Source organism: Pseudomonas sp. NPDC079367 (assembly GCF_044542195.1).
Taxonomy (GTDB): Bacteria; Pseudomonadota; Gammaproteobacteria; order Pseudomonadales; family Pseudomonadaceae; genus Aquipseudomonas.
Map to the genome: position 1 here is coordinate 15,049 of NZ_JBITTW010000033.1, position 13,901 is coordinate 28,949.

Annotated in this window: 13 protein-coding genes; 6 read left to right on the forward strand and 7 right to left on the reverse strand. The window is 60.4% G+C overall.

The genetic code is table 11. The annotated features are described in order from the left end of the window. Positions 1–46 precede the first annotated feature (46 nt). The 3 genes from ACIGDJ_RS21290 (at position 47) to ACIGDJ_RS21300 (ending at position 1,880) form a co-directional block, all read left to right on the forward strand. Complete coding sequence (locus ACIGDJ_RS21290) at positions 47–517, forward strand: nuclear transport factor 2 family protein (RefSeq protein WP_397480157.1); 471 nt, start codon at positions 47–49, stop codon at positions 515–517. Between the two features lie 40 nt (positions 518–557). Further along, the gene (locus ACIGDJ_RS21295; protein WP_101159329.1) at positions 558–860 is read left to right on the forward strand and encodes a GIY-YIG nuclease family protein; all 303 of its coding nucleotides are present in this window, start codon (positions 558–560) and stop codon (positions 858–860) included. An 84-nt stretch (positions 861–944) separates the two neighbouring features. Then, a complete protein-coding gene (locus tag ACIGDJ_RS21300; protein WP_101159330.1) occupies positions 945–1,880 on the forward strand; it encodes a glutathione S-transferase family protein in 936 nt (311 codons plus the stop codon). An 84-nt stretch (positions 1,881–1,964) separates the two neighbouring features. On the opposite strand, the gene ACIGDJ_RS21305 is transcribed toward ACIGDJ_RS21300, so the two are convergent. After that, entirely contained in the window at positions 1,965–2,315 is a 351-nt protein-coding gene (locus ACIGDJ_RS21305) for a glutaredoxin family protein (protein WP_101159331.1), read from the reverse strand. Further along, entirely contained in the window at positions 2,315–3,319 is a 1,005-nt protein-coding gene (gene yejK / locus ACIGDJ_RS21310; RefSeq protein ID WP_016771572.1) for a nucleoid-associated protein YejK, read from the reverse strand. Before yejK ends, ACIGDJ_RS21305 begins: the two co-directional genes overlap by 1 nt. Positions 3,320–3,804: 485 nt before the next feature. Here yejK and ACIGDJ_RS21315 point away from each other — a divergent pair, with 485 nt between their 5' ends. Continuing rightward, positions 3,805–4,086: an HU family DNA-binding protein gene (locus tag ACIGDJ_RS21315; protein WP_397504610.1), complete on the forward strand. Its 282-nt coding sequence runs from the start codon at positions 3,805–3,807 to the stop codon at positions 4,084–4,086. 194 nt (positions 4,087–4,280) lie between these two features. Here the strand turns inward: ACIGDJ_RS21315 and rlmF are convergent, their stop codons facing one another. The 5 genes from rlmF to ACIGDJ_RS21340 form a co-directional block, all read right to left on the reverse strand. Next, the gene (gene rlmF / locus ACIGDJ_RS21320; RefSeq protein WP_101159332.1) at positions 4,281–5,300 is read right to left on the reverse strand and encodes a 23S rRNA (adenine(1618)-N(6))-methyltransferase RlmF; all 1,020 of its coding nucleotides are present in this window, start codon (positions 5,298–5,300) and stop codon (positions 4,281–4,283) included. A gap of 223 nt (positions 5,301–5,523) precedes the next feature. Continuing rightward, positions 5,524–8,370, reverse strand: a complete 2,847-nt coding sequence (locus tag ACIGDJ_RS21325) for a valine--tRNA ligase (RefSeq protein ID WP_397504611.1) — start codon at positions 8,368–8,370, stop codon at positions 5,524–5,526. A 200-nt stretch (positions 8,371–8,570) separates the two neighbouring features. Continuing rightward, on the reverse strand, positions 8,571–8,960 hold the full coding sequence (locus tag ACIGDJ_RS21330) for a DNA polymerase III subunit chi (RefSeq protein ID WP_312995378.1): 390 nt from the start codon (positions 8,958–8,960) through the stop codon (positions 8,571–8,573). A gap of 8 nt (positions 8,961–8,968) precedes the next feature. After that, positions 8,969–9,397: a DNA polymerase III subunit chi gene (locus ACIGDJ_RS21335; protein WP_101159335.1), complete on the reverse strand. Its 429-nt coding sequence runs from the start codon at positions 9,395–9,397 to the stop codon at positions 8,969–8,971. A gap of 57 nt (positions 9,398–9,454) precedes the next feature. Further along, complete coding sequence (locus tag ACIGDJ_RS21340; RefSeq protein WP_397479953.1) at positions 9,455–10,945, reverse strand: leucyl aminopeptidase; 1,491 nt, start codon at positions 10,943–10,945, stop codon at positions 9,455–9,457. A 576-nt stretch (positions 10,946–11,521) separates the two neighbouring features. Here ACIGDJ_RS21340 and lptF point away from each other — a divergent pair. Continuing rightward, positions 11,522–12,643 carry an LPS export ABC transporter permease LptF gene (gene lptF, locus ACIGDJ_RS21345; RefSeq protein ID WP_101159337.1) on the forward strand — a complete coding sequence of 374 codons (1,122 nt, stop codon included), beginning with the start codon at positions 11,522–11,524 and terminating at the stop codon, positions 12,641–12,643. Continuing rightward, on the forward strand, positions 12,636–13,697 hold the full coding sequence (gene lptG / locus ACIGDJ_RS21350) for an LPS export ABC transporter permease LptG (RefSeq protein ID WP_101159338.1): 1,062 nt from the start codon (positions 12,636–12,638) through the stop codon (positions 13,695–13,697). The genes lptF and lptG overlap by 8 nt, the downstream gene beginning before the upstream one ends. The last annotated feature ends 204 nt before the right edge of the window (positions 13,698–13,901 follow it).

Consider the following 13,901-nt stretch of genomic DNA (forward strand, 5'->3'; position numbering starts at 1 on the left):
CAGATTATCGTGCTGGCAATCTGTATATATTTCTTTGGAGATTGCCTTGAGCGAAGCCCACAGCGCCCTGATCACCCGCTTCTACGAAGCCTTCCAGCGCCTTGATGCCGAAGCCATGGCCGCCTGCTACACCGATGACGTGGTTTTCAGCGATCCGGCCTTCGGTGAATTGCGCGGTCGCGACGCCGGCGACATGTGGCGCATGCTCACCACCCGCGCCAGGGATTTCTCCCTGACCTTCGACAACGTCCGCGCCGACGAGCGCACGGGCGGCGCGCATTGGGTGGCTACGTATCTCTTCAGCCAGACCGGCAACATTGTGATCAACGATATTCAGGCGCGTTTCGTCTTGCGCGACGGCAAGATCTGCGAGCACCACGACCACTTCGATCTGTGGCGCTGGTCGCGTCAGGCGTTGGGTTTCAAAGGCTTGCTGCTGGGCTGGACGCCGCTGGTGCGCAACGCCGTGCGTGCCCAGGCGCGCAAGGGACTGAAGGCATTTCAGGCCGGGCGCTGATAAGATCGCCGCCTGTTTTCCTACATGTTCAGATCCCGAAGTGACCAGCCTTAGCGAAAAACCCGTGGATGCTGCCGAGCCAGTGAGCAAATCCTGGTTCGTCTACCTCGTGCGTGCCGCCAATGGTTCGTTGTATTGCGGAATCAGCGACGACCCGGCGCGGCGTTTCGCCAAGCACCAGAGCGGCAAGGGCGCGCGGTTCTTTCTTTCCAGCCCGGCGATGGCGCTGGTCTACACCGAACTGTGCCGCGACAAAAGTGATGCTTTGCGACAGGAACGGCTGATCAAAAAGCTGCGCAAGAGCGCCAAGGAATGCCTGGTCGCGTCTTATCAATCTGACTGATTGGTTCCCATCAGGCAGATCTGTAGGCTGCTAATCAAATGCGCGCTAAGCTGCGAACTCACTTTTCCAGCGGCGGAGCCGAGCATGTCCGAGTTGATTCTGCACCATTACCCGACCTCTCCATTTGCCGAGAAGGCTCGGCTGCTGCTGGGCTTCAAAGGTTTGTCCTGGCGTTCGGTGCATATTTCGCCGGTCATGCCAAAGCCTGATCTCACGGCGTTGACCGGCGGCTATCGCAAAACCCCGGTGTTGCAGGTCGGTGCTGACATTTATTGCGACACCGCCCTGATCGCTCGACGCTTGGAACAGGAAAAAGCCCTGCCGGCGTTTTTCCCCGAGGGACAGGAAATGACCAGCGCCAGTTTTGCGGCGTGGGCCGATTCGGTGGTGTTTCAACATGCCGTGAGTCTGGTGTTTCAGCCGGAATCGGTGGCGGTGCGTTTCGGCAAGTTACCGCCGGAAGCAATCAAGGCGTTCATCGCCGACCGCGCCGGGCTGTTCAGCGGAGGCAGCGCAACCCGCCTGAGCGCGGAGCAGGCCAAACATCAATGGCCAACGATCATGGCGCGACTGGAACAACAGTTGCAGCGCGAGCAGGGCGATTTCCTCTTCGGCGAGCCGTCGATTGCCGACTTCGCGCTGGCGCATCCGCTGTGGTTCCTCAAGGCGACCCATGTGACCGCACCACTGGTCGATGAGTATCCGGCTGTTGTCGCCTGGCTTGGGCGTGTGCTTGGCTTTGGCCATGGCGCGGCGAGCGAGATGTCGTCCGCCGAGGCATTGGAGGTCGCGCGTAACGCGACGCCAGCGGCATTGCCAGATGAGCAGTTCGTCGATCCGAACGGCTTCAAGGCGGGCCAGCAAGTGGCGATTGCCGCTATCGATTACGGCGTCGATCCGGTGGTCGGTGAGTTGCTGTTTTCCGGGAGCGAAGAGCTGATCATTCGCCGCGAAGACGAACGTGGCGGCGTGGTGCATGTGCACTTCCCGCGCTTTGGTTTCCGCATCGAAGCCAGCTAAAAGCAAAAGATCGCAGCCTGCGGCAGAGCCTGCGTGAGACTTGTGCAGGAGCTGTCGAAGGCTGCGATCTTTTGATCTCGACGTTTATTTCAGGGCAGCCAGGATTTCGTCCGGGTCAAATCCGCGAATCAACGTGCCGTTCACATCAATCAGCGGAATCCCGCGCCCACCCAATGCCTCATACGCTTTGCGCGCTGCGGCGTCCTTCTCGATATCGAACTCCTTGAACGGTATGCCCTTGCTGTCGAGAAAGCGTGTGGTCTGTTTGCAATAGCCGCACCAATCGGTGGCGTAGAGCACGACGTTAGCCTGCGCCCGTGTCTGTTCCGAGACCATTTGCGACGGGTCGATCAGGCGCTCGATCTTGCCCCAGTTCTGGTAGACCACAACGACCAGCAGCACCAGGGCGACCTTTTTCAGCACATTGGCGAGCATCAGTTGCGCCGCTTCAACTGATCGGTCAGCGAGGTCGGCAAGCCTTTGATGATCAGGGTGCCGTTCTCTTCGTCGTACTCGATCTTCGAACCCAGCAGGTGTGCTTCGAAGCTGATCGACAAACCTTCGGCGCGACCGGTGAAACGGCGGAATTGATTGAGGGTGCGTTTGTCTGCCGGAATCTCTGGCGACAGGCCGTAGTCCTTGTTGCGAATGTGGTCGTAGAAAGCTTTCGGGCGTTCTTCGTCGATCAGCTCCGAGAGCTCTTCCAGGCCCATCGGCTCGCCGAGCTTGGCCTGGCTGCTGGCGTAATCGACCAGGGTCTTGGTTTTCTCGCGGGCCGAATCTTCCGGCAGGTCTTCGCTCTCGACGAAGTCACTGAACGCCTTGAGCAACGTACGCGTCTCGCCGGGACCGTCGACTCCTTCCTGGCAGCCGATGAAGTCGCGAAAGTACTCCGAGACCTTTTTGCCGTTCTTGCCCTTGATGAATGAGATGTACTGTTTCGACTGCTTGTTGTTCTGCCACTCGGAGACATTGATCCGCGCTGCCAGATGCAACTGGCCAAGGTCGAGATGGCGCGACGGTGTCACGTCGAGCTCGTCGGTCACCGCCACGCCTTCGCTGTGGTGCAGCAAGGCGATCGCCAGGTAGTCGGTCATGCCTTGCTGATAATGCGCGAACAGCACATGGCCGCCGACCGACAGGTTCGATTCTTCCATCAGCTTCTGCAGATGCTCGACCGCCACTTTGCTGAACGCGGTGAAGTCACGGCCGCCGTCCATGTATTCCTTCAGCCAGCCGCTGAACGGGAACGCGCCGGATTCGGGATGGAACAGGCCCCAGGCTTTGCCCTGTTTGGCGTTGTAGCTTTCGTTGAGGTCGGCGAGCATGTTTTCGATGGCTGCGGACTCGGCCAGTTCGGAGTCACGGGCGTGCAGAACTGCGGGCGTGCCGTCGGGTTTTTTGTCGATCAGGTGGACGATGCAATGACGGATCGGCATGGGCTTCTCGGCTGTTGGAAGGGAGGAGGGCAGGCTCCCCCGAAAAAGCGCTCAGTGTACCCGAATCTCTAGTGGAGGCTCTGCGTAGGAGCCGCCGAAGGCCGCGATCTTTTGATCGGGTTTTTGAAAAATCAGAGTCAAAAGATCGCAGCCTTCGGCAGCTCCTACAGAGGCTTGAAGGGTGAAACCGGGGCAAGAGGCCGGCCTTATGCGGTTTTTTACCGGTTTAGCGCAATAAAGCTGACCAAATGGGTAGCTAGAAGCGGATATTTCCTTGTCGCTGTGCTAGTTTTGCCCGGTCTTACGCGAAGTCACTGCGTTAAGCGTGCATTCAGCATTTGTCAGGTCGAACCAAACCCTGATTTCGGCATCTATAACCCGACTCGTCGTGGTTATCGCCGAGGGTGCCAGATCCAGAAGATCGGGCTCGATGGCTGACACTGCACTCTGCAATCCATATGAATTTGATAGGGAAGGAACACTACATGGCTCTTACTAAAGACCAACTGATCGCCGACATCGCTGAAGCTATCGACGCGCCGAAAACCACCGCGCGTAACGCCCTGGACCAACTGGGCCCAATCGTTGCCGATCAGCTGGAAACCGGCGGCGAAATCACCTGGCCAGCCCACGGCAAGCCGAAAGTGACCGAGCGTCCTGCCCGCACTGGCCGTAACCCATCGACTGGCGCTGCCATCGAAATCCCTGCCAAGAAAGTGATCAAGCTGGTTGTGGCCAAAGGCCTGACCGACGCTGTGAACAAGTAAGACGCAGCGATAAAAAAACCGTGCTTCGGAGTGATCCTGGGCACGGTTTTTTTGTGTCTGTTATTTGGCGACTGAATCGCTGGGCCAAAGTGGGAGCGGGCTTGCTCGCGAAAGCGGAGTGTCAGTCGAGATGTTTATTGACTGACCTCCCGTATTCGCGAGCAAGCCCGCTCCCACATGTAGTGTTGCATCATTTAGCGCACCCAGCGCTCGCGCCGCCAGATCTGCTGCTCGGACTTGGTCTGGAAGGTCCACGCGACAAAGCGGCTCTGCTTCTGCCCCTGTGACATCTCCACCACTTGGCTTTCCAGCACACCCGCTTTCTTCAGCGCGGTTTCGATCGCCGGCAGGTTGGATGCCTTCGACACCAGTGTGCTGAACCACAAGACCTTGTGCTGGAAGTTGGCGCTCTCGGCAATCAGTTGCGTCACAAAGCGCGCTTCACCGCCTTCACACCACAGCTCCGCCGATTGCCCGCCGAAGTTCAGCACCGGCAGCTTGCGTTTCGGATCGGCCTTGCCCAGAGCACGCCACTTGCGCTCGCTGCCCTTGGTCGCTTCCTCCATTGAAGCGTGGAACGGCGGGTTGCACATGGTCAGGTCGAAGCGCTCGCCCGGCTCGAGCAAGCCAATGAGGATGTGCTTGCGGTTTTCCTGCTGGCGCAGCTGGATCACTTTGCTCAGATCATTGGACTGCACGATGGCGCGGGCGGCCGCCACGGCTGTCGGGTCGATCTCCGAACCGAGGAAGTGCCAACGGTATTCGCTGTTGCCGATCAGCGGATAAACGCAGTTGGCGCCCATGCCGATGTCCAGCACGTTGACGATCGCGCCACGCGGGACCTTGCCGTCGTTCATGCTCGCCAGCAGGTCGGCGAGAAAGTGCACGTAATCGGCACGCCCCGGAACCGGAGGGCAGAGGTAATCCGCCGGAATATCCCAATGCTGAATGCCATAGAAGGCCTTGAGCAGCGCCCTGTTGAACACGCGCACCGCATCGGGGCTGGCGAAATCGATGCTTTCCTTGCCGTACGGGTTGGTGATCACAAACTTCGCCAGTTCCGGCGTGGTCTTGATCAGCGCCGGGAAGTCGTAACGACCCTGATGGCGATTGCGCGGATGCAGGCTGGCCTTTTCGCGTGGCTCGACGGCTTTGCTCGGGGACGCGGCGTCAGGCTTCTTGCGCGCAGGCTTGGGTGTGCGGGGGGCGGTCATGGGCGTGGTCGATTCGGGTATGGCTGAAAGTGGCAGGCATTGTCCCACATTGACGTCGAATACGCCGAACCCATGTAGGAGCTGCCGAAGGCTGCGATCTTTTGATCTTGATCCTGAAAAACAAGATCAAAAGATCGCAGCCTTCGGCAGATCCTAGAGGGGAGATGTGGTGGACATAAAAAAGGGAGGCCACCTGGGCCTCCCTTTTCAGTGCGATTTGCCGTTACAGACTGGCAATCCGCGCATGCTGCTCGGCCAGTTTGTCCAGGGCCTGTTCAGCCTCGGCCAGTTTGGCGCGCTCCTTCTCGATGACTTCGGCCGGGGCCTTGTCGACGAAACCGGCGTTGGACAACTTGCCGCCAACCCGCTGGACTTCGCCCTGCAAGCGCAGGATTTCCTTGTCCAGACGTGCCAGTTCCGCAGCCTTGTCGATCAGGCCGGCCATCGGCACCAGCACTTCCATCTCGCCGACCAGTGCGGTGGCGGACAGTGGTGCTTCTTCGCCAGCGGCGAGGACGGTGATCGACTCCAGGCGCGCGAGCTTTTTCAGCAGCGCTTCGTTCTCGGTCAGGCGACGCTGGTCTTCAGCGCTGACGTTCTTCAGGAAGATCGGCAGCGGTTTGCCCGGGCCGATGTTCATCTCGCCGCGAATATTACGCGTGCCGAGCATCAGTTCCTTGAGCCATTCGATGTCGTTTTCCGCCGCCGGATCGATGCGCTCTTCATTGGCCACCGGCCAAGGCTGCAGCATGATCGTCTTGCCCTGAATACCGGCCAGCGGTGCGATGCGCTGCCAGATTTCTTCAGTGATGAACGGCATGAACGGGTGCGCCAGACGCAGCGCCACTTCCAGCACGCGCACCAGCGTACGGCGGGTGCCACGCTGGCGTTCGACCGGTGCGTTCTCGTCCCACAACACAGGCTTGGACAGTTCCAGGTACCAGTCGCAGTATTGGTTCCAGATGAACTCGTACAGCGCTTGCGCGGCGAGGTCGAAACGGAACTGATCCAGTTGGCGGGTCACTTCGGCTTCGGTGCGTTGCAGCTGCGAAATGATCCAGCGATCAGCCAGCGACAGCTCGTAGGCTTCGCCGTTCTGGCCGCAGTCTTCGCCCTTGTCCAGAACGTAACGTGCGGCGTTCCAGATCTTGTTGCAGAAGTTGCGATAGCCTTCGACGCGACCCATGTCGAACTTGATGTCGCGACCGGTCGAGGCCAGCGAGCAGAAAGTAAAGCGCAGGGCATCGGTGCCGTAGCTTTCGATGCCGTTGGCGAACTCTTCGCGGGTTTGCTTCTCGATCTTCTTCGCCAGTTTCGGCTGCATCAGGCCGGAAGTGCGTTTCTGCACCAGCGACTCGAGATCGATGCCGTCGATAATGTCCAGCGGGTCCAGTACGTTGCCCTTGGACTTGGACATCTTCTGCCCCTGACCGTCGCGCACCAGTCCGTGTACGTACACAGTCTTGAATGGAACCTGCGGCGTGCCGTCTTCATTCTTCATCAGGTGCATGGTCATCATGATCATCCGGGCAACCCAGAAGAAGATGATGTCGAAACCGGTGACCAGCACGTCGGTGGAGTGGAATTTCTTCAGGAACTCGGTCTGCTCAGGCCAGCCCAGGGTCGAGAAGGTCCACAGGCCGGAACTGAACCAGGTGTCGAGTACGTCGTTGTCCTGTTGCAGCGCAACGTCCGGGCCGAGGTTGTGCTTGGCACGCACTTCGGCTTCGTCGCGACCGACGTAGACCTTGCCCGACTCGTCGTACCAGGCCGGAATCCGGTGGCCCCACCACAGCTGACGGCTGATGCACCAGTCCTGGATGTCGCGCATCCACGAGAAGTACATGTTTTCGTACTGCTTGGGCACGAATTGGATGCGCCCGTCTTCAACGGCGGCGATGGCAGGCTCGGCCAGCGGCTTGGTCGATACGTACCATTGGTCGGTCAGCCACGGCTCGATGACCGTGCCGGAGCGATCGCCCTTCGGCGTTTTCAGGTTGTGATCGTTGACGCTCACGAGCAGGCCGGCGGCGTCGAATGCGGCGACGATCTGCTTGCGCGCTTCAAAACGCTCCAGACCAGCGAACTCGGCGGGAATCTTGCCGTCGATGCTGTCGTTCAGCGTGCCATCGAGATTGAACACCTGTGCGGCAGGCAGCACGTTGGCGTTCTTGTCGAAGATGTTCAGCAGCGGCAGGTTGTGGCGCTTGCCGACTTCGTAGTCGTTGAAATCGTGGGCCGGGGTGATTTTCACGCAACCGGTGCCGAATTCAGGATCGCAGTAATCGTCGGCAATGATCGGGATACGGCGGCCAACCAATGGCAGCTCGACAAATTTTCCGATCAGGGCCTTGTAACGCTCATCGTTCGGGTTAACCGCGACGGCTGAGTCGCCAAGCATGGTTTCCGGGCGGGTGGTGGCGACGATCAGGAAGTCATTGCCCTCGGCAGTTTTCACGCCGTCGGCCAATGGGTATTTCAGATTCCACAGGAAACCTTTCTCTTCGTGGTTTTCCACTTCGAGGTCGGAAATCGCCGTGTGCAGTTTGGTGTCCCAGTTGACCAGGCGCTTGCCGCGGTAGATCAGGCCGTCTTCATGCAGACGCACGAAGGCTTCCTTGACCGCTTCCGAGAGGCCGTCGTCCATGGTGAAGCGCTCGCGGCTCCAGTCGACGGACGAGCCGAGGCGACGAATTTGCCGGCTGATGTTGCCGCCCGACTGATCCTTCCATTCCCAGACTTTCTCAAGAAATTTTTCCCGGCCCAGATCGTGGCGATTCTGGCCCTGGGCTTCGAGTTGGCGCTCCACCAGCATCTGCGTGGCGATACCGGCGTGGTCGGTGCCCGGCTGCCACAGGGTGTCGCGACCCTGCATGCGGCGGAAACGGATCAAGGCGTCCATGATCGGGTGGTTGAAACCGTGCCCCATGTGCAGGCTGCCGGTGACGTTCGGCGGCGGGATCATGATGGTGTAGGACTCGCCCGCGCCTTGCGGGGCGAAGTAGTTCTCGGACTCCCAGGTCTTGTACCAGGAAGTTTCAATGGCGTGCGGCTGGTAGGTCTTATCCATGCGCGGCGGGACCCTATTGGCATTTATTCAGGAAAAGCCGGCAAGTATAGCGGGGCATGGTGCCGAGGGCGAGCGGGGGAGGATAGTGTGCGTTTCAACTGTGGGAGCGGGCTTGCTCGCGAATGCGGTGAGTCAGGCGACACGCCGGTGACTGATACACCGCATTCGCGAGCAAGCCCGCTCCCACATTGGATTTGTTGTTACTCGTACTGGCTGAGCAGCCGCTCCATCCGCGCATCGAGGCGGCGTTTGATTTCGGTTTCGATGTGCGGGGCGAAGTCGTCGATCACGTCTTGCATGATCAATTGCGCGGCGGCGCGCAGTTCGCTGTCCAGGTGCAGCAAGGCATCCGGGCCTTTATCGACCGGTGCGGCAGCCGGAGCGGCTGGGGTCGGCGCTGGTGGCGGTTCGACGGCCGCCGGCTCGTTGCCGACGGAATCGAACAGCATCGGAATCTGTTCCTGTTCGCTGTCATCGACCGTATCGGTCAACAGTGGCGGTTGCAGGTTGTCGTCGCCGAGCAGCTGGCGGATCGATTCGAGGTCGTCCAGCAGATGTGCGGACTTCTGTTGCGGTTTCGGAGTGTCCATTGGAGTGCTCAGAGTCGCTGTAAACGGTGGTCTTGCAGAGCATAGCCCTGTTCGCGATAGAAACGGAAACTCTCCCGCGCCGCCGCTCGAATGGCCGGATCTTCGACCACCATTTCCGCCACACGGGCGAACTTGCTGGCGAAGGCCGGGACTTTCAGATCAAGATTGACCAGCAGATCCTGATGCTCACCGCAGTCGTCTCCAAGTCCCAGCACGATCAAGCCGTCGGGCTCACTGTCGGCCGGGCCGTGGGGCACGAAGCTTTCACCCTTGAATGCCCACAGACGCGCATCGAGATCGTCACGCTGGGCGGCATCGCTGCAATGCAGGTAGATGCGGTGGCCCATGCGCCAGGCCTTCTCGGTGAGCTTGCAGGCAAAATCCAGGCGCGCCGAAGGATCGGCGCTGGGCAGGATATAGAAGTCGACTTTGGTCATTGCGGTTCCAGAGCGGCAAGTGGCGACACCCGAGAGTGACGCCACCTTTCAGCGGTTTCAGGCTTTGGCGCGATCGAGCAGGTACTGGGTCAGCAGCGGAACCGGACGGCCAGTGGCGCCCTTGTCCTTGCCGCCGCTGGTCCATGCCGTGCCGGCGATGTCCAGGTGCGCCCAGTTGAGGTTCTTGGTGAAACGCGACAGGAAGCACGCGGCAGTGATGGTGCCGGCCTTTGGGCCACCAATGTTGGCGATGTCGGCGAACGGGCTGTCCAACTGCTCTTGGTACTCATCGAACAGCGGCAATTGCCAGGCGCGGTCGTCGGCAGCCTTGCCAGCGCTGAGCAATTGGTCGATCAGCTCGTCGTTGTTGCCCAGCAGGCCAGACGTGTGCGCGCCCAAGGCGACGACGCAAGCGCCGGTCAGGGTCGCGATATCGATCACCGCTTGCGGCTTGAAGCGCTCGGCGTAGGTCAGCGCATCGCACAGCACCAGACGGCCTTCGGCGTCGGTGTTGAGGATTTCCACGGTCTGACCGCTCATGGTGGTGACGATGTCACCCGGACGCGAGGCGTTGCCGCTCGGCATGTTCTCGGCACAGGCGAGGATGCAGACCAGGTTGATCGGCAGTTTCAGCTCGAGCACGGCGCGCAGGGTGCCGAACACAGAGGCGGCGCCGCCCATGTCGTATTTCATTTCGTCCATGCCGGCGCCCGGCTTCAGGCTGATCCCGCCGGTGTCGAAAGTAATGCCCTTGCCGACCAGCACGTATGGCTTGTCGGATTTCTTGCCACCGTTGAATTGCATGACGATCAGGCGCGGCGGCTGAGCGCTGCCCTGGCCAACGGCATAGAACGAGCCCATGCCCAGAGACTTGATCTTCTTCTCGTCGAGCACTTCGACTTTCAGATCCTTGAATTCTTTGCCGAGGTTCTTGGCTTGTTCGCCCATGAAGGTCGGGTGGCAGATGTTCGGCGGCAGGTTGCCCAGATCGCGGGTGAACGCCATGCCGTTGGCGATCGCGGTAGCGTGGTTCACGGCGCGCTGCACTTCGGCTTGCGCAGCCTTGATGGTCAGCAGGGTGATTTTCTTCAGGGCGCGCGGTTCGGCTTTCTGGCTCTTGAACTGGTCGAAGGAGTAGCCGCCGTCGACCAGGGTTTCTGCCAGCAGGCGGGTCTTGCCGTAGCTGTCGCGACCTTTGACGATGACTTCATCCAACGCCAGCACGGCATCACCGCCGCCCAGGCCTTTGAGGGTGTTGAGGATGCCGGCAACGATTTTGCGGAACGGACGGTCGCCCAGCTCTTCGTCCTTGCCCACGCCGACCAGCAACACGCGTTCGGCTTTCAGGTTCGGCAGGCTGTGCAGCAGCAGGCTCTGACCGACCTTGCCGGCCAGGTCGCCGCGCTTGAGCACGGTGCTGATCGCACCGCCGCTCGACTCGTCGACCAGTCTGGCGGCGACACCGAGTTTGCGGCCTTCGCCGACGGCAACCACCAGGGTGGCGGTTTTCAACGTTTCTGGGCTAACGCTTTTTACAACCAGTTCCATGTCCGGATCCCTGAATGAATGGTCAACACGCAGGCGTTCGACGCTGTCCGCAGTCGCCTGCTTATAGATAGAAGAGGCGCAGGCCAAAGCCTGCGACAAGGGCCGCAGTTTGAACCTCGCTCCCCGCGCCTGACAACCCTAGGGGGCGTTCTCAATTAGTTTTCACACCGCGTTGTCGCCTTAAAGCCAGCCAGGCAAGGCGCAGGCCGCTGGGAATGGTTGTTCCCTTTCCAAGGCCTGCAACGCAGACTGGCCGGCTTTAAGGCACAACCCGAAGGGCCGGGCCTGCTGTTGTGCAGGGCTGCGTTGCTCGAAGCTTATTTGGAATGACCAAACCACGCTTCTCGCGCCTTGCCCTGCACAACAGCAGGCTCGGCGCGGTGTGAAAACTAATTGAGAACGCCCCCTAGGTTGTACGATCAGCAAAGGATTACGGAGATGGATGAGTGTGCGCAGTGACAGGCGCACCCAATCACAGGATAATGCCGCATCTTTTTTCGACCGCTCTGCATGGCGGGCCGGTCGATGTGTTTGCTTGTTTGGCCGCCTTAGCCTGACAACCCTGGAGTGTCTGGTTTGATCGTCTTCCGTTATCTGTCCCGCGAAGTCCTGTTGACCCTCAGCGCCGTAAGTGCCGTGCTGCTGGTCATCATCATGAGCGGTCGCTTCATCAAATACCTGGCGCAGGCTGCGGCCGGTCAGCTCGATCCGGGTTCGCTGTTCCTGATCATGGGCTTTCGTCTGCCGGGTTTCCTGCAACTGATTCTGCCGCTGGGCCTGTTCCTCGGGATCCTGCTGGCCTACGGTCGCCTGTACCTCGAAAGCGAAATGACCGTTCTTTCGGCCACCGGCATGAGCCAGCAGAAGCTGTTTCGCATGACGCTGTTTCCGGCAACGCTGGTGGCACTGGTGGTGGCGTGGCTGAGCCTCGGCCTGGCTCCGCAGGGCGCCAACCAGTTTCAGCTGCTGTTGAACAAGCAGGACGCGCTCACCGAGTTCGACACTCTCGAACCGGGCCGCTTCCAGGCGCTGCGCGACGGAACCCGTGTGACCTACACCGAAACCCTGAGCGACGATCGGGTCAATCTCGGCAGCGTGTTCATCTCGCAGAAAAACCTTGGCGCCGATAAAAAGGACCGCGGGATTTCCGTGCTGGTCGCCGAGTCGGGCCGCCAGGAAATCCGCCCCGATGGCAATCGCTACCTGATCCTCGACAACGGCTACCGCTATGACGGCAGCCCGGGGCAGGCGGATTACCGCGCCATTCATTACGAAACCTACGGTGTGCTGCTGCCCAAGCCGGATGTCAGCGAAGAGGTCACCGACCGCGACGCGATGCCGACCTCGTCCCTGTGGGGCAGCGACGACATCCGTTCGAAAACCGAACTGCAATGGCGCATGTCCCTGCCCTTGCTGGTGTTCATCGTGACCCTGATGGCGGTGCCGCTGTCGCGGGTGAATCCACGTCAGGGGCGTTTCCTCAAGCTGCTGCCGGCGATCCTTCTTTATATGGCTTACCTGACCATCCTGATTGCCGCCCGCGGCGCCCTCGAAAAAGGCAAGATCCCGCCAGCCCTCGGCCTGTGGTGGGTACACGCGATCTTCCTGGTCATCGGCCTCGGCCTGCTTTACTGGGAGCCGATGCGCCTGAAGCTGGCCAGCCGTCGCAGCGCCGCGCTGGAGGTGGCTCGTGGTTAAACTCGACCGCTACATCGGCAGCAGCGTGTTCATGGCGATCATCGCCGTGCTGGCAATCATCCTCGGTCTGGCGACGCTGTTCGCCTTCATCGATGAAATGGGCGACGTCAGCGACACCTACACTTTGATCGACGTGCTCGGTTTTGTATTGCTGACCGCACCGCGCCGGCTCTACGAGATGCTGCCAATGGCCGCACTGATCGGCTGTCTGATCGGCCTCGGCAGTCTGGCCAGCAGCAGTGAGCTGACGGTCATGCGCGCCGCTGGCGTGTCGATCGGCCGTATCGTCTGGGCCGTCATGAAGCCGATGCTGGTGTTGATGCTCGCCGGCGTGCTGATCGGCGAATACGTCGCCCCGGCCACCGAGAGCATGGCGCAGGCCAATCGCTCGCTGGCCCAGGGCAGCGGCGACGCGCAAAGCGCCAAGCACGGCATGTGGCACCGTCAGGGTGAAGAATTCATCCACATCAACGCGGTTCAGCCGAACGGTCTGTTGTACGGCGTGACACGCTATCACTTCGACAAGGAGCGCCATCTGCTCAGCTCCAGCTTCGCCAAAAAGGCCGAGTTCGACGGCAGCAAGTGGCAGCTCACCGACGTTGCCACCACGCTGTTCAAGGACCGTAGTACTGAAGTCGTCAATGCCCCGAGCGAAGAATGGGACGTGGCGTTGAGCCCGCAACTGCTCAGCACTGTGGTCATGGCGCCGGAATCGCTGTCGATCAGCGGTCTGTGGGGCTACATCCACTATCTGGCCGAGCAGGGCCTGAGCAATGGCCGCTACTGGCTGGCATTTTGGGTCAAGGTGTTGCAACCGCTGGTGACCGCCGCGCTGGTGCTGATGGCGATCTCGTTCATCTTCGGCCCGCTGCGTTCGGTGACCCTGGGCCAGCGTGTTTTCACCGGCGTGCTGGTGGGCTTCACCTTCCGCATCGTCCAGGATCTGCTGGGGCCATCGAGTCTGGTGTTCGGTTTCTCGCCGCTGTTTGCGGTGCTGGTGCCGGCCGCAGTCTGCGCATTGGCGGGCGTCTGGCTGCTCAGACGCGCGGGCTGATGAACAAGCTTTCATTCAGCGCTTGAACCCAGAAAACGCCTCGGTCGCCAGACCGGGGCGTTTTTGCATGCGATCCGGGTGACAGGCGAACGTGACGCTTGCGCCGTGTATCAGGTACAATTCCCGGCTATTTTTCGGCGGGCATTGATCTGATTGTCCAGCTCGGCCAGGCGCTGCGCGGCCGGCGCCAGACGCTGATAAGCG